We start from the raw sequence: 21,349 nt of genomic DNA on the forward strand, positions 1-21,349 counted from the left end.
GCCGTGATCCATGCCTTGCCGCCCCTTTTCGTCTTTTTTTATTTAATAAAAAAACTTCGCCCGATCAGGGCGAAGATCTCTTCGCGGTACCACCCGAACTTCGCACGGGCCGAAAACATTGCCCCTGCCTCTTCTCGAACCCGTCCGGTCCGAAAACCCGTTAACGAGGGTCAATCGTCACCGCCTACCCCAATCCATTCCGATTGATTCGACGGTCAGGCTCCTGGTTGATTTTCGTTCCGCCGCGGTAAGAATTTTCACCCATCTATTCTCTCTCTGAGACCGGAGGACGTCCCTACTCTTCCCGTCATTGCCGTATCCACTTGATCATCAGGAATCATACCAAAGAAAAACAGCCTGAACCCAATTCGATGACAAACCCAACGTTCAGGACGCGGACGCGGCCCAATTGTTTGACAACCGACTGACAGACTGGTATGATTTTGCAAGTAAACGCTGTTATCTTATCGGAAAGGAGAGAACGGATGCCGCGGGACAAAAGCGATACGCGCGTAAAAATCCTCGAAAGCGCGAAGACCGAATTCCTGAAACATGGATTCGAGAAAGCGTCGATACGAACGATCGCGAAAAACGCAGGCGTTACCGCCGGCGCGATCTATAAGCATTTTCCAGCCAAAGCGGATCTCTTTTACGCGCTGACGGAACCGACTTTCGAAAAGATGATGAACATGGACGAAGGTCTGACCGACGATACGTTTCGAAAAATCCGCCGGGACGGATTAGATGAGTTCAGACGCACGGTTGCCGAATGCAACCGGACGTTCCTGAACTTTTTCTACGATCACCTCGAAGAACTTCACCTGATCTTTAATTGCTCCGTCGGGACGAAATTCGAAAACGTCCGGCATGATTTAGTCATGCGCGAGGTCGAAGGCGGGAAACAGTTCATCGCCGAGCTGAAACGGAAAGGGATTGAAGTCAACGACCTGACCGACGACCAGCTGCACCTGCTTTTCAGTACGACGTACGCCCCTTTTTTCGAAATTATCACGCATGGCTATTCATACGAAGAAGCGCAGAGCTTCACGGAGATCATGACCGCCGTGATGAACTTCAGCTGGCGTCAGATTATAAAATATCCGGACGGCTGAGCGGACGTCGGACGGAGAATCGGGGCCTGTCCCGATTTTTTTCAACACCGCAGTTAGCTCATGCTAACGAAGAAGCGTTTACCAGGCCTACCGTCAAAATCAACAATCAAAACTGAATGAAGCTATCCAACGCATTGAGAAAGGAAAAAGATGAACGTAATAAAAAGACATTTTGGACAAATCCTGACGGCGGTACTGCTCGCCATGATCGGAGTCGGATGCGGCGTGCTCCCCTACTTCGCGATGGCGCGGATCGTGACCCACCTCGCGGCCGCCGATACGGCGCTGGCCGCCTATCGAGGCCCGATCGTAATGGTCCTGCTGGGGCTTCTGGGAAGCGTCGTATTTCATGAGTTCTCGACGATCACGTCGCATAACCTCGCTTTCCACGTGATCGAAGACATGCGGAAAACGCTGGCGGCGAAGCTGAGCCGGTTATCGATGGGCGAAATTGAGAAAAAGAGCAGCGGCGAATGGACGCAGTTCATGGTCGAAACGCTCGATAAGCTGGAACGGCCCATTGCGCACGTGATCCCGGAGGTCATCGCCAACGTCCTGATTCCGATTGTACTGGTCGTGGTCATCTTCGTTCAGGACTGGCGAATCGGGCTGGCGAACCTGGTAACGCTCCCGTTGGGAATGCTCTTCTCCGTTTTAATGATGGGTGGATACGAGGAACGTTCGCGAAACTATCAGCGCGCCGCGAAAGAAATGAATACGACCGTCGTCGAATATATCCGCGGAATCCAGGTCATCAAAGCGTTTAATAAATCCGCGTCATCCTACGGAAAATTCGTCGCGGCGGTTAATAAGAACCGCGACAGCATGTTGGACTGGTACCTGAGCGTCTGTTTCTATATGACGGCGGCGATGGAAGTCCTGCCGTCGACGCTGCTCTTCGTACTGCCGACGTCGTTATTCCTGTACATGAAGGGAAGCGTCGACGTCGGGACGCTGATCAGCTGCGTCCTTCTCGCCTACGCGTCGTATAAGCCGCTGATCAAGGCGATGAATCATATGGATACGATGGCGAATATCCGCGTCGTCCTCGAAGAGATCCGAAACGTCATGCGGCTTCCGGAGCTCGAACGCGGCGAAAAAGCTCAGGATATCGGCTCCACCGACGTCGCTTTCGAAAATGTCAGCTTCAGCTACCGCCGCGGCGAAGACGCAAAAAACGTTCTTGATAACCTTTCGTTCCGTGCGAAGGAAGGCGAGCTGACCGCGATCGTCGGCTACAGCGGCGGCGGGAAATCGACGATCGCGAAACTGATCGCCGGATATTGGAACCCGACCGCGGGGAAAATCATGATCGGGAACGCGAATATCCTGGATATCCCGCTGGATCAGAACATGGAGCTCGTTACCTACGTATCGCAGGAGAACTACCTCTTCCGGAAGAGCATCCTCGAGAACATGAGACTCGCCAAAACGGACGCGACCCTCGAAGAAATCGAACGCGCCTGCCGCGAGGCGAGCTGCCATGATTTTATTATGTCGCTCCCGCAGGGATACGACACGGTCGTCGGCGAATCGGGAAGCTCCCTCTCCGGCGGCGAAAGGCAGCGGATCACGATCGCACGCGCCCTGCTCAAGGGCAGCCCGATCGTCCTCCTCGACGAGGCGACCGCATATTCCGACCCGGACAACGAAGCCGAGATTCAAAAATCGATCAGCGCCCTGGTCCGTTCCAGGACAGTGATCATGATTGCGCACCGGCTTTCCACAATTATGCACGCGGATAAAATTATCGTTCTGGACCGCGGGAAAATCGAAGCCGAAGGGACGCATCAGGACCTTCTTCAGCGCAGCGGGACTTACACAAAGCTCTGGAAATCGCACACGGGCGTCTATAGCGCCGCGGAGGCAAAATAAATGAGAGAGTTATTAAAAAATCTATACCGGATCGCCGGGAAAGAATCGTCAAAGATTACGAAGATGCTGCTTTTCGAGGTTTTGAAAAGCTTTTTCGAAGGCGTCGCGTTAGGCGCGACGATGCTCCTGCTGCTGAAACTGTTTGAAAATCTTTTCGAACGCCGCCCGATCGGAACAGGGGACGTCATCGAGGTTTTCCTCGCCGCGCTTCTCAGCGTCGTCGGGAAAATCGTTTGCGGGTACCTCGCGGACCGGAATAAATATATTGCGTCCTACACGATGGGCGCCGAGAACCGGCTCCAGATCGGCGACCAGCTGAAACAGGCCAGCATGGGCTTTTTCAACGCCAACCGGCTCGGAGAGATCTCCGGCGGACTGACGACGATTATCGGCGACCTCGAGACCGTCGGCGTGGTCATCATCGAGCTGATGTTCGTCGGCGTGATCCAGACGGTCATGATGGCGCTGTTCATGATCCCGTTCGATTGGATAACCGGCGGGATCATCCTGATCACGCTGGCGCTCGCCCTGATCAGCAACGCGCTTTTCCAGAATAAAGCGGACCAATCCACGAAGCGGCTTCAATCGCTCAAGATCAATCTAAACGCGGACACGCTCGAATACGTCAAAGGGATCGGCGTCGTCAAGTCCTTCGGCAAGGGGAAGGAAATGCTTTCGGAATTGAACCGGAGTATTTCCGAAAGCCGGAAGGGCTTCCTCGACGTAGAGAAAACCGTTCTGCCCGCCGCTTTCAGCCAGCTGACGATTTTCAAGCTGGGAAGCTGCGCGATAATTCTCACGACGATCCTGCGCTATTGCGCCGGAGAAATGGCCCCGGCGAAAGCGGTCATGCTTCTTGTTTCCAGCTTTATCGTCTTCGCCGGATTCGAAATGGCCGGGAGCATGCAGAACATGAAAGGCGTCGCCGTCCAGAACCTCGAAGCGATTACCCGGCTTCGGAACCTTCCCGTTATTTCCGAGGGCGCGGCGGACGTGATGCGCGACGCGGAAATCGAGATAAAAGACGTTGATTTTTCGTATGAAGAAAAATCGCTTTTCAGGAATATGAACCTGTCGATTCCGGCGAACCGGACGACGGCGATCGTCGGCAGCTCCGGAAGCGGAAAAACGACGCTTTGCAGCCTGATCGCGCGATTCTGGGACGTCGACCGCGGCGAAATCCGGATCGGCGGCGTCGACGTCAGGGATTATCGATATGACGAACTGCTTTCGAATTTCACCTTCGTCTTCCAGGACGTCTACCTTTTCGACGACACGGTCAGAAACAATATCAAGTTCGGGAAACCGGACGCGACCGATGAAGAAGTTGTCGCGGTCGCGAAGGAAGCGAGGTGCCACGAGTTCATCATGGAACTGCCGAACGGCTATGACACGGTCCTCCAGGAGGGAGGGTCCAATCTGTCCGGCGGCGAACGGCAGCGCATCTCCATCGCCCGCGCCATGCTGAAGCCGAGTCAGATCGTCATCCTCGACGAAGCAACGTCGAGCGTCGACCCTGAAAACGAGGAGCAGCTGATCCTGGCGCTGAGGAAGCTGCTGGCCGACAAAACCGTCCTGATCATCGCGCATAAGCTGGAAACGATCCGCGGCGCGGATCAGATTCTCGTCATGGATAACGGGAATATCGAGAGCGTCGGAACGCACGAGGAATTACTCGAAAAATCAAACGTTTACCGGAGATTCATCATGCAGCGGGAAGCCGCGGTCCGCTGGAAGCTCGGGAGTGCCGGGACGCGCTGATCCGCGGGACGTTTCCGCGCCGGCGCTGAAGGAAATCGGCCGGCGGGCAACTGAAAATGAAGGACGGCGCAGTCGCGCCGCCCTTCATTTTTAGCTATATCCTTCGCGGAATCAGCCTCAGGCCAGGTCTTTCGATCCGACTTTATAGTTGATCTCCGCCAGCTGCGAATACAGCAGCCAGCGACGTTCCGCTTCCGTTTCGGCGGCCTTCATCAGGCGCTCGGCGCGTTCTTCGTCCGCCTTGAGCAGCATCTTATACCTGTTCTCGTTATAAGCGTAATCCGCGATCGAGATCGTCGGTTTCTTCGAATCCATCGTCAGTGGATTGAGGCCCGCTTCGATTTTCTTCGGGTCGTAGCGGAAAAGCGGCCAGTGCCCCGACTCGACGGCTTTCTTCTGCTGTTCGAGACCGTTGCGCATGTTGATCCCATGATTGATACAATGCGAATATGCGATAACGAGCGACGGGCCGTCGTACGCCTCCGCTTCCAACATCGCTTTAACCACCTGCGCATCGTTCGCGCCCATCGCGACCTTCGCGACGTAGATATACCCGTAGGTCATCGCGATATAAGCGAGATCCTTCTTCGGGACGTCTTTCCCCTTGGCGGCGAATTTCGCGACCGCCCCGGTCGGGGTCGATTTTGACGCCTGACCGCCGGTATTCGAATAAACTTCGGTATCCAGGACGAGGACGTTAACGTTTTTCCCGGACGCCAGAACGTGATCCAGACCGCCGTACCCGATATCGTACGCCCATCCGTCGCCGCCGAGGATCCAGACGCTCTTCCTGACGAGCGAGTCGGCTACGGAAACGAGGTTCGCGGCCCTCATGTCGGACGAATTCGCGAGCTTCTTCTTCAGCTCGGCGACGCGAGCGCGCTGCTGATGAATTCCGCTCTCGGTCGACTGATCGGCGTTGAGGAGACCGTCGACGAGCTCGTCGCCAAGCGAATCCCTCAAAACAGCCAGCAATTCCTTCGCCATCTGGTTCTGCTTATCGATCGTCAGCCGCATCCCCAATCCGAATTCAGCGTTGTCTTCGAAGAGCGAGTTCGCCCAGACCGGACCCTGTCCGCCGGCGTTGACTGCGTAAGGCGTCGTCGGCAAATTGCCGCCGTAAATCGAGGAACAGCCGGTCGCGTTGGCTACGACCATGCGATCGCCGAACAGCTGCGTCAGGAGTTTAACGTACGGCGTCTCGCCGCAGCCGGCGCAAGCGCCCGAGAATTCGAATAACGGGCGGAGCTGCTGGGAAAGCTTGACGGTCTTCGGATCGATCTTCGTTCGATCCGGATCCGGGATCGTCATGAAGAATTTCCAGTTTTCGGATTCAGGTTCGCGCAGCGGCATCTGAGGAGCCATGTTAATGGCCTTCTTCGTCGGGTCCGCCTTATTTTTCGCCGGACAGGCCTGAACGCAGAGGCCGCAGCCCGTGCAGTCTTCAACCGCAACCTGGAGGGTAAATTTCGTTCCCGGGAATTCCTTAAACGCCTTGGCGTCGACCGACTTGAACGTCGACGGCGCGCCGACGAGGAGCTTCGGATCGTAAACCTTCTGCCGAATGACCGCATGCGGACAGACAATCGAACACTTGCCGCACTGGATACAAACCGCCGGATCCCAGACCGGGACTTCCAGCGCAATATTGCGTTTTTCCCACTGCGTCGTCGCGGTCGGGAAAGTCCCGTCGACCGGGAGCGCCGAAACCGGGAGCGAATCGCCCTTGGCGGCGATCATCGGGGCAAGCGTCTTCTGGACGAATTCGGGCGCTTCGGCCGGGACCGCAGGGAGACGATGGAACGTTGAAGTGATTTCCTTCGGATAATCGACCTGATGCAGATGCTCAAGCGATTGGTCGACGGCGGCGAAGTTCTGGTTGACGACCGCGTCGCCCTTCTTCCCATACGTCTTCTTAATCGCCTTCTTAATTTCGGCGATCGCTTCGTCGCGCGGAAGAACGCCGGAGATCGCGAAGAAACAGGTCTGCATGATCGTGTTAATCCGCCCGCCCATGCCGGTCTTCTGCGCGACCGCGGTCGCGTCGATGACGTAGAAGCGCAAATTCTTTTCAATAATATCCTTCTGGACCTCGATCGGAAGATGGTCCCAGACCTCGTCCGGGCCGAAGACCGAGTTCAGCAGGAAAACGCCGTCCTTCATGCAGAAGCGGGTCATATCCAGCTTCTCCAGGAAAGTGAAGTTATGGACCGCGACGAAATTCGCGTCGTTCGAAACGATCAGGTACGGCGCCCGGATCGGATCGGGGCCGAAGCGGAGGTGACTCGTCGTCGTCGAGCCGGATTTCTTCGAGTCATATTCGAAATAACCCTGCGCAAAGTTATCGGTCTCTTCACCGATGATCTTAATTGAGTTCTTGTTCGCGCCGACCGTACCGTCCGAACCCAGTCCGAAGAACATGCAGCGGACCGTTCGCGCTTCCGGAAGCAGGAAATGCGGATCATAGTCGACGCTCTTACCGGTCACGTCGTCGACAATCCCGACGGCGAAATGATTCATCGGGACCGGCTTTTCGAGGTTATCAAAAATCCCCTTGACCATCGCCGGCGTGAAATCCTTCGACCCCATCCCGTAGCGGCCGCCGACAATCTTCGGCATCGCCGTAAACGGCGCGGTTCCATCGGCTAACGCTTCGCTGATCGCGGTCACGACGTCGAGATACAGCGGTTCGCCGGCCGAGCCCGGTTCCTTCGTCCGGTCCATGACGGAAATTTTCTTCGTCGTCGCCGGAAGGACGGAAACGAAATGCCTGACGCTGAACGGTCGGTAGAGGCGGACGGCGACGACGCCGACCTTTTTACCCTGCGAAACGAGATATTTCGCGGTCTCTTCGGCGGTCTCAACGCCGGAGCACATAATCACAATAATTTCTTCCGCGTCTTTCGCGCCGTAATAATCAAACAGGTGATATACGCGCCCGGTCAGCTTCGCGAAATGATCCATTGCGGTCTGAACGATTTCCGGAACCGCGTCGTAATACTTGTTGCAGGCTTCGCGACCCTGGAAGAAAACGTCCGGGTTCTGCGCCGTGCCGCGGATCGACGGCTTTTCAGGGTTCAGTCCGCGTTCGCGGTGCGCGATGACGTCCTGATCATCGATCATGGCGCGCATGTCGTCTTCGGTCAGCTGCTCGATCTTGCTGACTTCATGCGACGTGCGGAAGCCGTCGAAGAAATGCAAAAAAGGGACGCGCGATTTCAGCGACGCCGCCGTCGCGATCATCGCCATATCCTGCGCTTCCTGAACCGAGGCCGAAGCCAGCATGGCGAATCCGGTCTGGCGGGCCGCCATCACGTCGCTATGATCGCCGAAAATCGACAGCGCGTGCGGCGCGAGGGCGCGCGCGGAAACGTGGAAGACCGCGGCCGTCAATTCGCCGGCGATTTTGTACATGTTCGGGATCATCAGGAGCAAGCCCTGAGACGCCGTAAAGGTCGTCGATAACGCGCCGGTCGTCAGCGCGCCATGAACCGCGCCCGCCGCGCCGCCTTCAGCCTGCATCTCCATAATGCTTGGAACCGTTCCCCAAAGATTCCTAATCCCTTTTGCCGCCCATTCGTCCGCATGTTCCCCCATCGGCGACGACGGCGTAATCGGATAGATCGCGATTACCTCGTTCAGCCGATACGCAACGTAGGATACGGCTTCGTTGGCGTCGATCGTTACTTTTTTTCCAGCCATGAATGTTCTCCTCTTCTTCGTTTTTCCGGAATCGATTCCCCCGATCCCTTTTCTTCTGTACAACACAAAACAGCCGAATTTGTCTATTTCCGGCGTTTGTGGACAAATGACCCGCTTATATTTTACCGCAAGACGAGGAAAAACGATAGTTTTACGGCTGCGGAAGCCGGACGATCGTTCTCTGTTGTGAGCTGTAAAAGCAAATACAACGGGGAAAGAGCAAAGCGGCGGCATCCTTTCAGCGCCACTGTTTTTCAGTATGTATCCACTGATTTTTGAAAGGAAGATTCTGCCTGATAGCGTCTATGACGGGAAGAAGGAACAGCTTCGTACCTGTTACTATCTCCAAAAAAGAACGGTTATCCGATACCTTTTTACTGCGAAGAAATCCTTTCCAACGCTGCTGCCTTTCATAATTCTCCGTAAAGCCATCTGCAAAGGCTGCAATTTCTTCGAAATGTGTATGACGGTTTTCAAATGTTTTGACGATCGCCTCCCTGAGCAATTCTCCATCAAAATCTTCGCGTTCTGAAAGAGTGCAAAGATCATAAAAGTCTTTATAGCGACTGTTGGCCAGACCAAGCGAAACGATCGCCTCAATTTTTTCTGCTACGATTGAATAGATAGAATACACGAAGAGACGGGGAACTTCATTTTCAAGAATGGTAGGATAGTCCATCAGAATCCGACCGGGATAAACGATATCACCGAAGCCGATATCTATGACGACGGGGATCCTTGTTCTGTCGAGATAAGCCATTGTTGTCACCTTTACGCCATGATATTTCTTAAATTCCGTAATATTGACAACTTCCAGTGTATGGATATCAAAGCGGATAGGGTCATCCGTCTCAATGGAAAGGATCTGCCTGAATACGCTTCTCAGCTTCTCCTTATCATTAGAAATATTTCCGCCGAGAAGATCGATATCGGTCGTAGCGCGGGTAAAGTTATCCGAATATAAACCATAAAGAAGAATACCACCTTTCAACGTAAAACTGTTCGCATACGCGGATTTTGAAATCCGAAAGAGGACACGCTCCAGAATATAAACGGTCAGCACATCCTGAAATATCCGTTTGCTATTCTTTGCATAATTTTTCAATCTGTCTTTTACTGAAGCAGCGCTGCTCATATCAAGATGTCCACAAATTGTTTCATCGTCGTTTTAAGACGGAGCGTCTCAGCATACCGGATCAGGCGGTTCAGATCCCGATTCGGCTGATTCATGTAATTTTTCATGACCTCGACAGCGGGTTCAAATCCCAGCTTATTGCGGTAAAAAACAACATCGCAGACTGTTTTTTCCATATCATAAATATAAAAGGAATTACCGTCAGCATTGACTTTCTCTATCCCAACTTTATATCGCTGATCGGAAAAAAGATAGAATTGTATCCGCGGCCAGGCAGGCGACTCTGGAATCCGCGATCTCCGCGGAATCGCAACGTCAATCTGATGCAGCCTCTCTGTCGTAAGCTCATAATATACCGCCGCGCTCATAAGGCAGATAATACCTTTTTCATCGGAATAAGCAGAAACAGCATAGAAATCATTGATTTCGCCGTTATATTCCATGTTCTCATAGTAACGGCGGTTAACCCTGCCGAGTTTTCCTGTTGAAACAAGCTGATTTATCTTATAAAGAGAATACCCATCCTCTTTCAGGCTCTTAAGTGATATAAATTGCCGCCTCTGGATTTCTGTATTCACGAAAACATCTCCCTATATAAATATTTTATCCTATGTCTGCAGTTCTGGCAATATGCAAACATTCAAAAAAAACACGGGCATGCTGACAATTCTTCCTCACAGTCCAGGACAACCGCGGCCCCGTATGCCGAAGGATCAGATGGAGACTGCCCGCGCTATTGACATTTATAGAATGATATTCTATAATCACTCCAGAACGATATTCTACAGGAGACTGTTATGGGAAAAGACAATCCACGCAAGGACGAATACATCGAAACTGCCGCGAGATTGTTTTTGGAGAAAGGATACAACGAAACATCTGTCCGGGATATTCTGGACGCGGCCGGAGACAGCTCCCCGAGCGTCCTTTATTATTATTTCAAATCGAAAGAAGACCTGTATCGGCAGGTCATGGATACGAAAGCAAAGAAATATCTCCAGGCGATCGATACCGTGATAAACAAAGATCAGGAGCCGATGGCCATGATGGAAGACTTTCTGAAGGTTTTCCTGACCGCGTTCGTTCAAGGCGGTGCCACGGACGTCTCCGACCCGGAAAGCCATATGTTCTACCTGCATTTGCAGGAGCAGGTAACGAATCGGTACATACAGGTCTGGAAAAAATGCGTCGTTTATCTCGTACCGGAAATAACAGGGGATGATCAGGCGGAAGCGTTAGCCGGCTTTCTGGCGGGCGGCACCGGGCAGATGATCAAATCTTGTAGAGCCGTGAGCAGAGCGGATGTCCTTATCTTTTGCAAACGGTTTGTGGAATATTGCGGCCGCATACTGTGTATGGATCATCATAAGAAAAGCGAATTTGAAAATCTTATGATCAATATTTTGAACAGTCTTCAATGATAAGAAAGAGAGGATACTGATATGGTGACGTTACATGAAACAATCGACATTCCTGCGCCATTTGAAAAACTGGAGAAATGGGCGGAGAACTTCGAAGAGGAATTCGTTAAATGGAGTCCGTATCATCTGGAATGCAACCTTTACGACAAGAGCCTGGCTGTCGGCAGTAAAGTCCGCTTCTACGAGATCGTTATGGGGCTTGATTACGACGTGACCGGGACCATCATCGAAAGCGAGGCGGATAAGGATCATTTCCGCTACGTGTTCATGTCGGACTCAAAGGGCGCGGTCATCATTTTTGAAGGAGAACGCACCCCAGACGGCTGTCGTTTCAGTCACACCGAGGAATTCGGAATGCGTACGCCCGTGATCGGACCGATCCTGAATTTTGTGATCTTTAAGATCATTGCGCGGAAGAAAGCTGACTGGAACCTGGTCCGCGGCGACATGATCCTGGACAACAAACTGCTGTCCAGAATTCTGGTCGAGGGGAAATATCCGGAACGGCTCTCTCCGGAGGAGCTGAAAAAAGGCGCTCCGGTGAACGTATGAAAATCGCCGTTGTTACCGGAGCGGGCTCCGGAATCGGCAGCGCGTTCGCAGCCGCTCTTTCCGAACCGAAATATGGTCTCGATGAAATATGGCTTATTGACCTGAACGACGCGGGGCTCCGGGATACCGCGGAATCCATCACGATCCATGCGAGGCTATTTTGCATGGATATCGCGATCAACGAGGAAATTGAATCGCTCGAAACGGAATTACGGAAAATCAGGCCAAACATAAAAATGCTTGTTAATTCTGCGGGATTCGGGCTGATCGGATGGTTCGACAAGCTGGATATGCAGCGGCAGCTCGCTATGATCGATGTCAATTGCAAAGGACTGACCGCTATGACCTATATCTGCATTCCGTATATGGAGCGGGGCGGCAAAATCCTGCATATGTCATCCGGAGCGGCGCTGATGCCTCAGCCCCGGTTCGCTGTTTACGCGGCCTCGAAATCCTATGTATGGAGTTTTTCCCGGGCGGTCGCGCGGATACTGAAACGCAAGGGGATCACCATGTGCGCGATCTGCGCGGGACCCGTCAGCACCAATTTTTACCGCACAGCGCTTGACAAATCGCAATATGAAAAAGAAACAAGGGGCCTGAAGATGCAGACGCCCCGCGAGGTCGTTGACAGAGCGCTCGCCTGCGCTGAAAAAGGAAAAGATACATGCTATCCGTCCGGTTTTATGCGGTTCGCCGCAGTGCTGACGAAAATTGCGCCTCTCTCATGGCTGTTATCGCTCGTAATGGACGCAAGCATGAAGAAATATGGAACAGACTGAAATAATGACAGGGGACAATGATGAAAACAGCAATTATAACAGGGGCTGCCGGAGGCATGGGAAAAGCCTATGTCCGAAGCCTTCTGAAAAAAGATATGGACGAAGTCTGGTGTCTTGACAGAACGGCGGAAGCATTAAGCGGTTTTGGGCGTGAGTTCGGAGAACGCGCCGTTTCCATGGCGGTCGATCTGTCGTCTTATGACGAGCTTCAAAGCTTCAGGAAAATCGTTGAAGAAAAAAAGCCGGAAGTACGGTATCTCGTCAACTGCGCCGGCACGGCGGATTTTATGCCGTCCGTCGACTTCAGCGATGACAAGTTGAACAGATCTGTTATGGTCAACTGCACAGCCCCGATCGTACTTTCAAATATTTGCATACCGTACATGCCGCGCGGGAGCCACATCATCAACATGTCGTCCATTGGCGCGTTCACGCCCCTTCCCTATATTAATTTATATTGCGCGGAGAAGGCTTTTCTGCGCTGCTATTCACGCGCGCTTAACGCCGAGCTGAAAGCCAAGGGAATCACCGTGACGGCCGTATGTCCGGGATGGGTCGATACCGGCATGCTCCCGAAAGAGATCAATGGAAAGCCGATGAAGTACGAGGGACTCTCGCAGCCGGAAGACGTCGTCGAAAAAGCCATCCTGGATGCGGACGCTGGAAAGGACATGTCGATACATACGGCGCTGGTCAGGTGGAGACATATCCTGTGCAAGCTGCTGCCGCAGAAGCTATGCATCACCCTTTGGGCAAGAAGAGCTGAAAAGTATTTTTAAGGAGGAAACAGCAACGGTGGATAAATTTAAAGGAGTTGCGGACACGTTGTACATTCCGCTGACCGCGAGGATCTATGTATCGGAGCGCTTTCCGGAGTATTTCTATGATGAAAAAGCCGTTTCGCTGAAAAATGAAATCCCGTATGAAGCGATCGCGTCGAAATCCAGCGAGTATTTCCAGATGGCCAGCGCATGCAGGTTCTACAATACAGATCGAATGATCAGGGAGTTTATCGGACAGCACCCGACATGCAATATCGTCAATATCGGCTGCGGTCTGGAAACGTCGTATTTCAGGCTCGCGCCTCCGGAGGAAGTCAAGTTTTATGAAATGGACCTGCCGGAAGTCATCGCAGCCAGAAGGCGCGTCCTCGGGGAAAGCAAAAATGAGATTCTGATCGCGGGCGATATGTTTGATTTTGCATGGGCGGAAAAAATCGACAAAACGCTGCCCACGATGATAACCGCCATCGGCGTGTTCCAGTACTTTGATGAATCAAGCGTGATCGGGTTCCTCAGGAAGGCGAAAGAAATCTTCGAACGCACAGAGGTTATCTTTGACGCCATGACACAGAGAGCGATCAAATACGCGAACGATCACATCCGAAAGACCGGGAACAAGGATGCCGAACTGAAATTCTCAGCCGACAGCGGAGAAAGTATCGCCGGGAAGGCCAATATGACGCTGGTTGAAGAACGGCCGTTTTTCGGAGACGCGCGCAGCCAGCTCAGGAAAAAGCTGACGTTATATACCCGTATTGCGATGAAGGTCGTTGACGAAAGCGGCAGGCGGGGATTCCTCGCGCATCTTAAAGCGTAGCGGGGCATGTATACAAAAACGTCTTTTTACGAGCGCGAGTCAGTCATGGCAAACATAAAGGAACGTTTATCCGTTTTTGATAGGCTGCTGAAAAACTCAACCAACGAATAACGAAAAAAACGGATATATTCCTAATTCCCGCATTCGATCGAAATCGACGTAAAAACCTTCAGCAGGTCGTCGATCGAATACGCCGCCTTTTCCTCGTCCGCCGCGTCGATAATCGCCTTTCCCTCGTGCATCATCACCAACCGGTTCCCGTAATCGACCGCGTAACGCAGGTTATGCGTCACCATAATCGCGGTCAGCCCTTTTTCGCGGACAACCTGATCCGTCAGCTCCATGACCGTATCCGACGACTTCGGATCGAGCGCCGCCGTATGCTCGTCAAGAACCAACAGGTCGATCGGCGTCATCGTCGCGATCAGCATCGCCAGCGCCTGCCGCTGGCCGCCGGATAACGACCCGACCGGGATCTCCAGCTTATCCTCCAGCCCCAGTCCCAGCCGCTCCAGCATCGCGCGATAATCGTCGATCCGTCGCCGGTTCACCCCAGGCATCAGGTTAAACGCGCTCCCCTTCCGATCGGCGAGCGACAGGTTCTCCAGAATACTCAGCGCCGCGCAGGTCCCCTTCGCCGGATCCTGAAAAACGCGGCCGATCCGCGCCGCGCGCCTGTATTCAGCCTGACCGTTGATATTCCGGCCCTCGATCAGGATATTCCCGCTGTCCTCAGGAATCGATCCGCAGATCAGATTCAACAGCGTCGTTTTCCCGCTTCCGTTCGACCCGACGACCGAAACGAACTGGCCCGGGAAAATCCTGAAATTAAAGTCCTCGAAGAGAACCGTCTCGTTAACCGAACGCGGGTTGAAGCGCTTATAAATATGCTCCAGCGTAATCAACGCCTCAGCGCCCCCGATTTCAGCCAGCGTTTTCATTCGTCACCTCTTTCCCGGTCACGTACCGTTCCTTCGCGCCGAACTCCTTCGAAATCAGCGCCAACGTCAGCAGCGCCGCCATCAGCAGCTTCAGATAATTCGGCGGCAGCCCCAGCGACAGCGCCGCCTGAAGCGCGGCTTTATACAGAATCGCGCCGAAAATCGCCATCGTCGTTCCCTTAAATCGTCCGAACCGCTCAAAAAGGCTCGTCCCGATTATGACCGCCGCCAGCGCCATGACGACCATCCCTTTACCGGCGTTAATATCCGCGTTTTCGCTGATCTGAGCCAGGACACAGCCCGCCAGCGCGGCGCAGCCGTTCCCAATCATCAAGCCCAGAATCTTGACCGTTCCCGGATCCTTCCCTAAATTCACGACGAATTGCGGATTATTTCCGCAGGCGCGCAGCAGCAGCCCCATCCGCGTCGTTAAAAAACGGTCGATAATCAGTTTCAGCGCGACCGCCAGAATCAGCGCGACAATCAGCTTCCGCCGGCTATAGAGCGGCCCGGTCAGCAGCGCGCCCAGCCCGGTCGTGAAAATCGTCGGACGGTTGAAAAACTGGACGACCGCCTTCCCGCCCGTCAGGATCAGGTTCACTGACCAAAGCGCCGTCATGACGAGAATTCCGGACAACAGGTTGGTAATTTTCAGCTTGACATGCAGCAGCCCGGTAGCCGATCCGGCGAGCGCGCCCGCCGCAAACGCCGCCAGAAGCGTCAGCCAGGGATCAACCCCAGCGTTGATCAGGACCGCCGCAAGGCATCCCCCCAGCGGGAACGTCCCGTCAACCGACAAATCCGGGAAATCGAGAATTTTATACGTGATATAAACGCCAATCGCCATCAACGCGTAAACCAGCCCCTCGCGCAGGACATTTTCCGCCAAACTGAACGCTATCCCCATCTGACTCCGTTTCCTTATTCCGTTTCAACGCCGGCGCAGCAGCCCGCCGCCGTTACCGGAGAGCGAACCCGATTGGGTCCGCTCTCGATTCCCGCCATCCTGAAAATCTCTCTCCGCAATCGGCTCAGCGCGCCCCGGCAACGTCGGTCGCAGAAGCGTAATCGGCGGGAAGCTGAAGCTCAAACTTCGACATGATCTCAGAGTTGTAAACCGGGAATGAATCCTTGACAACCCGCACCGGCATCGTCATGACATCTTCCCCCTTGAGAATCTCCCCCGCCATCTCGCCGGTCAGGATCCCCAGCGCGACATAGTCGAGCGATTCCGACGCAACGCAGCCATAGCGCGCGACCTGCTCGATTTCGGAACCGAAAATCGGAATCCCGGCGGGATCCGTCGCGTTCGTCACGACGGAGAAATTGTTGACAACGTTATTATCGGTAACGTTATTCATGACGTCGATTTTCTCGGCGATTAACTGCGCCGCGCCCATCGCGACTTCGCTCGCGTCGGTAATCCCGACCGTTTTAATCTCGAAATCATAATCCTTCGCCGCCTCGGTCAGCGATTCGATCTGCGAAATGGAATTCGCTTCGCTCGTCGTGTATAAAACGCCGATCGTCTTCGCTTCCGGGAGGAACGCACGGATCATCTTCAGCTGCCCGTCGAAATTGAGCGTGTCCGTCGTCCCCGTCGCGCCGGTATCCGGGAAATCGAGAGAGCGGACCAGCCCGGCGCTGACCGGATCGGAAACCGCGGAAAAAACGACCGGAATCTGCGCGTCACGGGCGGCGGCGTAGGCGGCGACGGCGGAGGGCGTCGCGATCGCGATAATCATGTCATAATTCTTCGAAACGAAGCTCGCGGCGGCAAGATTATTCGTCTCGATCTCGCCCATCCCATTGACGAATTCAATCGTCGCGGAAATACCGTCGATAAAGCCGGTGTTTTTCAAGCCCTCGATAATCCCCTCATAGCAGTTATCCAGGCTCGCGTGCGGCGCGAACTGAAGAATCCCGATTTTAACGAGATTCGCTTCCGCGGCCGCCGTCGCGGCGACGGCGTCGTCGTCCTGCGCGCTGACCGGCGATCCGGCGAAAAAGAACGACGCTAAAACGACCAAACCAACAACAATCCCAACAAAACGTTTCATCATTATCCTCCATAAAAGGTCTGTCAGGCGGCATACCGCCGCGGCGATTCAGCGGGGATCAGCGTCTCTCGGTCGGCTCGCTCGCTTAATCAAAAAGCCCCTGTCCCCTATGGGACAAGAGCCGACTCCTGCGATACCACCCAAATTGACGTTTTCACGCCCACTCGCTTCACGCACCATCATGCGTGCCCGGCTTGGTAACGGATCGGGTTCCCGTCAAGACCTACTGCGCGTCTAAGCGGTTCAGCCTGCCCTCGGAAGACCATTCATTGACTTTCGCCTGCCCCGTTTCCACCATCCGGAGCTCTCTGTGAGACGCTTTTACGTCAGGTACTCTTCTTCCTCATCGGTTTACGTATATCAAATTGATACTATTGTATGCCGCTTTTCGGTTTTGTCAAGAGGAACCGTAAAAAAAACCGTGACAACATCACGGCGCGAATTCCTGAATATGCGCGATCTGGTCCTCGGTCAGCGTAAACCCGAACGACAATCGGTTATGCTCCTCCTGCGCGGAAGTTTTCGCTCCCGCGACCGGAATCGCCCCCTTCGCGGAGATCCAGTTCAACGCCACCTGCCCGCAGTCCATCCCCTGATACTCCGAGCCGATCGCGTTCAGCAGGTGAATCAACAGGTCAAGCCGTTCAAAACGGAACCGCTCCGCCAGGCTCCGCCTGACCCCGTTCGCCGGCGCGTCGTAGATATATTTCCCGGTCAGCAGACCCATCGCCAGCGGACTCTCCGCCAGGAACGGAATATTCTGCTCCCTGCAATACGCCAGCGCGCCGCTCCGTTCCGCCTCCCGGTTCAGCAGGTTATACTCCCCCGCGACCGCCGTCAGCGCGACGCCGTACTGCGCCAGGCGCTCCCGGAACGGTTCAAGCTCCTCCGCGCGGAAATTCGCGACGCCTACGTTCCGGATCCTTCCCGCCTCGACCCCCTCCGCGGCGCATTCCGCCATCAGGTCCAGCCCCATCCAGCCTGTCGGACGCTCCAGCAGGTAAAGATCGATCGAATCCCGCCCCAGCCGCGCTAACGACCGGCGCAGCGCCGCGTCAAATTCCTTCCGCCCGAAACGCCAGACGCGCGGGACGTACTTCGTCGCCAGGAACGCGTTCCCGTACGGCGCGGTCAGCCTCCCCAACAGCGCCTCCCCGAATCCGTCTGAAAAGCTCTCGCTCGTAAAGAAATAGCGGCTCCCGTCGGAAATCGCCGTCCTGACCAGCGATTCCAGATCCTTTTCTTCAAAATCGATCCCATAATCCCAAATCAGGCGATTTCCCCAGGCCCAGGTCCCAATGGCGATTTTAAAAAAAGGCAGCATGCTTCATCATCTCATTTCGTTGGCTCGTCCGATTCTTCTTTTCCAAATTATACAGGGAATACACCGTAAAAGTCCGCCGAACGCCCTATAATAAAAGAAGTCAGAAGAACCCGTCCGAAAAAACGTCGGGCCGCTAAAGGAGGAGAGACAACGATGAATCAACTTATCGCCGCGATCGATCAGGGAACAACCAGCACCCGCGCCATGATTTTCAACCGGGACGCGGAAATCCTCGCCAATCGCCAGCTGCCGCATGAACAGATTTTTCCGCGGCCGGGCTGGGTCGAGCATGATCCGCTCGAAATTTCAGCGAAAGTCCGCGAAACGCTCGCCGCGGCGATCGCCGACAGCGGACGGACCGTGAACGACGTCGCCGCAATCGGAATCACGAACCAGCGCGAAACGACGGTCGTCTGGAACCGGGAAACCGGGATGCCATACCTGAACGCGATCGTCTGGCAGGACACGCGCACCGGAAAGCTCTGCGACCAGCTGTCGCGGCGGATCGGCGGAATCGATCGTTTCCGCGCCCGGACCGGGCTCCCGATCTCGGTCTATTTTTCCGCGATCAAGCTGCGCTGGCTTTTCGACGAGGTTGAAGGGCTGATCGATGAAGCGCGGGCCGGGCGCCTCCTCTTCGGAACGATCGACAGCTGGCTGATCTGGAACCTGACCGGCGGGGTCAACGGCGGGAACCACCTGACCGACGTTACCAACGCATCGCGGACGATGATGATGAATCTTGAGACGCTCGACTGGGACGACGAGATCCTCGCTGAATTAGATATTCCGCGCGCGGTCCTCCCGGAGATTCGGCCTTCGGCCTCCTTTTTCGGAACGGCAAAGCTCGACGGGCATGAAATCCCGATCCGCGCCGTCTTCGGGGATCAACATGCCGCGCTCTTCGGCCAGAACTGTTTCCGTCCCGGCGAGGGAAAAAACACGTACGGAACCGGCTGTTTCCTGCTGATGAATACCGGTTCAACCGCGATCCGTTCCGAAAACGGCCTGATTACAACCGTTGGATATCAGCTCGACGGGCAGCCGCCAGTTTACGCGCTCGAAGGCTCGGTCGCGATGACCGGCGCGCTCGTCCAATGGCTCAGGGATAACCTCGGCCTGATCCAGCGGTCTGAAGAAATCGAATCCCTGGCACGCTCGGTCGAAGATAACGGCGACGTCTATATCGTTCCCGCGTTTTCCGGCCTCTTCGCGCCGTACTGGCGTTCAGACGCACGCGGCGTCTTCGCCGGGCTGACCCGATTCACGAACCGCGGCCATATCGCGCGAGCTATCCTGGAATCGACCGCGTTTCAGGTCATGGAAGTCGTCGAAGCCATGCGCAAGGATTCGGGCGTCAACCTGACCTCGTTAAAAGTCGACGGCGGAATGACCGTCAACGAACTCCTGATGCAGTTTCAGGCGGACATCCTGGACGTTCCGATCGTTCGTCCGAAAAACCGTGAGTCGACCGCGCTCGGCGCGGCCTTCGGAGCCGGCCTCTCCGCCGGAATCTGGCGCACGACCGAAGAGCTGGCCCGATTCAATGAAATCGACCGCGTCTGGGAACCGGATATCGCCGCATCAAAGCGCCTTGACCTTTGCATGAAATGGCGCAAAGCCGTGACCAAATCGTTCGGCTGGATCGATGAAACCTAAGCTGCGCGCGACGCCTCCGCGGCAGATTTCCGAAAAATCAACCTGAGCGACGCCGCCGCGGAGGAAATCAGAAAACTGAACCTTCGGGAGATTGAGAGCCTGAGAAAAAGAGAGCCCGCGGCAGCCTTCCGAAAAATCGACTTGAGCGACGCCGCCGCGGAAGAAATCGGGAAATTGAATCTTCGGGAGATTGAGAGCCTGAGAAAAAGAGGGACCGCGGCAGCCTTCCGAAAAATCAACCTGTGCGACGCCGCCGCGGAAGAAACCAGAAAATTGAACCTTCAGGAGATTGAGAGCCTGAGAAAAAGAGAGCCCGCGGCAGCCTTCCGGAAAATCAGCCTGTGCGACGCCGCCGCGGAAGAAATCGGGAAATTGAACCTTCGGGAGATTGAGAGTCTGAGAGAAAGAGGGCCCGCGGCAGTCTTCCGAAAAATCGACCTGAGCGACGCCCCGGCGGAAGAAATCGGGAAATTGAACCTTCGGGAGATTGAGAGCCTGAGAAAAAGAGAGCCCGCGGCAGCCTTCCGAAAAATCGACCTGAACGACGCCGCCGCGGAAGAAATCGGGAAATTGAATCTTCGGGAGATTGAGAGCCTGAGAAAAAGAGAGCCCGCGGTCCTCTTTCTCTCAGAAAGAAAAAAATCTCTCCTTTAGAGAGAAGAAGAAATAAATGAAGAAAGGCCGAAACATGATCAACACAGCCGTCATCCTTCCGGCGTACAACGAAGAAAAGAAACTTCCGGGAATCTTACAGCACCTCAAAAAAACCTTTAAAACCATCGTCGTCGTGGACGACGGATCAACAGATCGAACCAAAGCCGTCGCGGAAGCCGAAAGCGTCGTCGTCCTTTCCCGCGGATACAACCTCGGCGTCGGCGCGTCGACGCGGGACGGGCTGCGGTGGGCGCTGGAAAACGGATTTGACGCCGCGCTGCTGATCGATGCCGACGGGCAGCATGACCCATCCGAAGCGCAGCGATTTATCGAACGCTATGAAGCGAAGCGGGAGCCGCTGATTATCGGCGCGCGCGACTATAAAAAAATCCCGCTTCGCCGCCGGATCCCGAACACCTTCAGCCGCGTCGTCCTGTCCGCGATCGCCGGCGAATACCTTGAAGACAACCAATGCGGCTATCGGCTTCTCGACCGGCGCATGATCGAAGCCTTCCTCGAAACCAACGAAGCCGGATACAACTTCGCGATCGAAATGATCATCGTTTGCCGCGAGCGCGGCTGGGAAATCGGCTGGGTACCCATCTCGACGATCTATCATGACGAGAAGAGCAAGCAAACCGCCTGGTATCAGATTACCGGGTTCACGAAAATGTCGATCCTGGCGTTCAGACGCCTCCGCCTTTCGAAATAAGAACCGGCCCCGACATGAAGGGAGCCGGAGACATCCCCGGCTCCCCTGATTGATAACCCC

The 21,349-nt window shown here is 54.7% G+C and carries 18 protein-coding genes; 11 read left to right on the plus strand and 7 right to left on the minus strand.

The features are described from left to right. The first annotated feature begins 437 nt into the window (after positions 1-437). From BEQ56_12145 to BEQ56_12155, 3 genes are all read left to right on the plus strand, one after another. Positions 438-1,112, plus strand: a complete 675-nt coding sequence (locus BEQ56_12145; protein ID AOH44152.1) for a hypothetical protein — start codon at positions 438-440, stop codon at positions 1,110-1,112. A gap of 150 nt (positions 1,113-1,262) precedes the next feature. Beyond that, complete coding sequence (locus tag BEQ56_12150) at positions 1,263-2,987, plus strand: ABC transporter ATP-binding protein (protein ID AOH44153.1); 1,725 nt, start codon at positions 1,263-1,265, stop codon at positions 2,985-2,987. Continuing rightward, a complete protein-coding gene (locus BEQ56_12155; GenBank protein ID AOH44154.1) occupies positions 2,988-4,748 on the plus strand; it encodes an ABC transporter ATP-binding protein in 1,761 nt (586 codons plus the stop codon). 117 nt (positions 4,749-4,865) lie between these two features. On the opposite strand, the gene BEQ56_12160 is transcribed toward BEQ56_12155, so the two are convergent. The 3 genes from BEQ56_12160 to BEQ56_12170 all read right to left on the minus strand — a co-directional run bounded on the left by BEQ56_12160 (position 4,866) and on the right by BEQ56_12170 (position 10,163). Continuing rightward, the gene (locus BEQ56_12160; protein AOH44155.1) at positions 4,866-8,450 is read right to left on the minus strand and encodes a pyruvate:ferredoxin (flavodoxin) oxidoreductase; all 3,585 of its coding nucleotides are present in this window, start codon (positions 8,448-8,450) and stop codon (positions 4,866-4,868) included. A gap of 238 nt (positions 8,451-8,688) precedes the next feature. Then, positions 8,689-9,585 carry a hypothetical protein gene (locus BEQ56_12165; GenBank protein ID AOH44156.1) on the minus strand — a complete coding sequence of 299 codons (897 nt, stop codon included), beginning with the start codon at positions 9,583-9,585 and terminating at the stop codon, positions 8,689-8,691. Then, positions 9,582-10,163, minus strand: coding sequence for a hypothetical protein (locus BEQ56_12170; protein AOH44157.1), 582 nt, complete (start codon positions 10,161-10,163; stop codon positions 9,582-9,584). The genes BEQ56_12165 and BEQ56_12170 overlap by 4 nt, the downstream gene beginning before the upstream one ends. A 219-nt stretch (positions 10,164-10,382) precedes the next feature. Here BEQ56_12170 and BEQ56_12175 point away from each other — a divergent pair, with 219 nt between their 5' ends. The 5 genes from BEQ56_12175 to BEQ56_12195 are packed head-to-tail and all read left to right on the plus strand — an operon-like array spanning position 10,383 to position 13,939. Further along, the gene (locus BEQ56_12175; GenBank protein ID AOH44158.1) at positions 10,383-11,006 is read left to right on the plus strand and encodes a hypothetical protein; all 624 of its coding nucleotides are present in this window, start codon (positions 10,383-10,385) and stop codon (positions 11,004-11,006) included. Between the two features lie 21 nt (positions 11,007-11,027). Continuing rightward, positions 11,028-11,558, plus strand: coding sequence for a hypothetical protein (locus BEQ56_12180; GenBank protein ID AOH44159.1), 531 nt, complete (start codon positions 11,028-11,030; stop codon positions 11,556-11,558). Beyond that, positions 11,555-12,340, plus strand: coding sequence for a hypothetical protein (locus BEQ56_12185; protein AOH44160.1), 786 nt, complete (start codon positions 11,555-11,557; stop codon positions 12,338-12,340). The genes BEQ56_12180 and BEQ56_12185 overlap by 4 nt, the downstream gene beginning before the upstream one ends. 17 nt (positions 12,341-12,357) lie before the next feature. Next, positions 12,358-13,119 carry a hypothetical protein gene (locus BEQ56_12190; protein ID AOH44161.1) on the plus strand — a complete coding sequence of 254 codons (762 nt, stop codon included), beginning with the start codon at positions 12,358-12,360 and terminating at the stop codon, positions 13,117-13,119. Between the two features lie 16 nt (positions 13,120-13,135). Then, positions 13,136-13,939, plus strand: a complete 804-nt coding sequence (locus BEQ56_12195) for a conjugal transfer protein (GenBank protein ID AOH44162.1) — start codon at positions 13,136-13,138, stop codon at positions 13,937-13,939. Positions 13,940-14,070: 131 nt separating this feature from the next. On the opposite strand, the gene BEQ56_12200 is transcribed toward BEQ56_12195, so the two are convergent. From BEQ56_12200 to BEQ56_12215, 4 genes are all read right to left on the minus strand, one after another. After that, positions 14,071-14,844, minus strand: a complete 774-nt coding sequence (locus BEQ56_12200; GenBank protein AOH44542.1) for an ABC transporter ATP-binding protein — start codon at positions 14,842-14,844, stop codon at positions 14,071-14,073. Positions 14,845-14,863: 19 nt separating this feature from the next. Continuing rightward, entirely contained in the window at positions 14,864-15,787 is a 924-nt protein-coding gene (locus BEQ56_12205) for an ABC transporter (GenBank protein ID AOH44163.1), read from the minus strand. 124 nt (positions 15,788-15,911) lie between these two features. Then, on the minus strand, positions 15,912-16,940 hold the full coding sequence (locus BEQ56_12210) for a hypothetical protein (GenBank protein AOH44543.1): 1,029 nt from the start codon (positions 16,938-16,940) through the stop codon (positions 15,912-15,914). A gap of 430 nt (positions 16,941-17,370) precedes the next feature. Next, complete coding sequence (locus BEQ56_12215) at positions 17,371-18,264, minus strand: hypothetical protein (protein AOH44164.1); 894 nt, start codon at positions 18,262-18,264, stop codon at positions 17,371-17,373. A gap of 153 nt (positions 18,265-18,417) precedes the next feature. Between BEQ56_12215 and BEQ56_12220 the strand changes: the two genes are divergently transcribed. From BEQ56_12220 to BEQ56_12230, 3 genes are all read left to right on the plus strand, one after another. Next, positions 18,418-19,923, plus strand: coding sequence for a glycerol kinase (locus BEQ56_12220; protein ID AOH44165.1), 1,506 nt, complete (start codon positions 18,418-18,420; stop codon positions 19,921-19,923). 141 nt (positions 19,924-20,064) lie between these two features. Then, positions 20,065-20,577, plus strand: coding sequence for a hypothetical protein (locus BEQ56_12225; GenBank protein AOH44166.1), 513 nt, complete (start codon positions 20,065-20,067; stop codon positions 20,575-20,577). Positions 20,578-20,593: 16 nt separating this feature from the next. Beyond that, entirely contained in the window at positions 20,594-21,289 is a 696-nt protein-coding gene (locus BEQ56_12230) for a hypothetical protein (protein AOH44167.1), read from the plus strand. Positions 21,290-21,349 lie beyond the last annotated feature (60 nt).

The organism is Anaerolineaceae bacterium oral taxon 439 (assembly GCA_001717545.1).
GTDB lineage: Bacteria > Chloroflexota > Anaerolineae > Anaerolineales > Anaerolineaceae > Flexilinea.

Coding starts and splice junctions, on each gene's coding strand:
- BEQ56_12145 (AOH44152.1), top strand. CDS start 438: ATGATTTTGCAAGTAAACGCTGTTATCTTATCGGAAAGGAGAGAACGG.
- BEQ56_12150 (AOH44153.1), top strand. CDS start 1,263: ATGAACGTAATAAAAAGACATTTTGGACAAATCCTGACGGCGGTACTG.
- BEQ56_12155 (AOH44154.1), top strand. CDS start 2,988: ATGAGAGAGTTATTAAAAAATCTATACCGGATCGCCGGGAAAGAATCG.
- BEQ56_12160 (AOH44155.1), bottom strand. CDS start 8,450: ATGGCTGGAAAAAAAGTAACGATCGACGCCAACGAAGCCGTATCCTAC.
- BEQ56_12165 (AOH44156.1), bottom strand. CDS start 9,585: ATGAGCAGCGCTGCTTCAGTAAAAGACAGATTGAAAAATTATGCAAAG.
- BEQ56_12175 (AOH44158.1), top strand. CDS start 10,383: ATGGGAAAAGACAATCCACGCAAGGACGAATACATCGAAACTGCCGCG.
- BEQ56_12180 (AOH44159.1), top strand. CDS start 11,028: ATGGTGACGTTACATGAAACAATCGACATTCCTGCGCCATTTGAAAAA.
- BEQ56_12185 (AOH44160.1), top strand. CDS start 11,555: ATGAAAATCGCCGTTGTTACCGGAGCGGGCTCCGGAATCGGCAGCGCG.
- BEQ56_12190 (AOH44161.1), top strand. CDS start 12,358: ATGATGAAAACAGCAATTATAACAGGGGCTGCCGGAGGCATGGGAAAA.
- BEQ56_12205 (AOH44163.1), bottom strand. CDS start 15,787: ATGGGGATAGCGTTCAGTTTGGCGGAAAATGTCCTGCGCGAGGGGCTG.
- BEQ56_12210 (AOH44543.1), bottom strand. CDS start 16,940: ATGAAACGTTTTGTTGGGATTGTTGTTGGTTTGGTCGTTTTAGCGTCG.
- BEQ56_12215 (AOH44164.1), bottom strand. CDS start 18,264: ATGCTGCCTTTTTTTAAAATCGCCATTGGGACCTGGGCCTGGGGAAAT.
- BEQ56_12220 (AOH44165.1), top strand. CDS start 18,418: ATGAATCAACTTATCGCCGCGATCGATCAGGGAACAACCAGCACCCGC.
- BEQ56_12230 (AOH44167.1), top strand. CDS start 20,594: ATGAAGAAAGGCCGAAACATGATCAACACAGCCGTCATCCTTCCGGCG.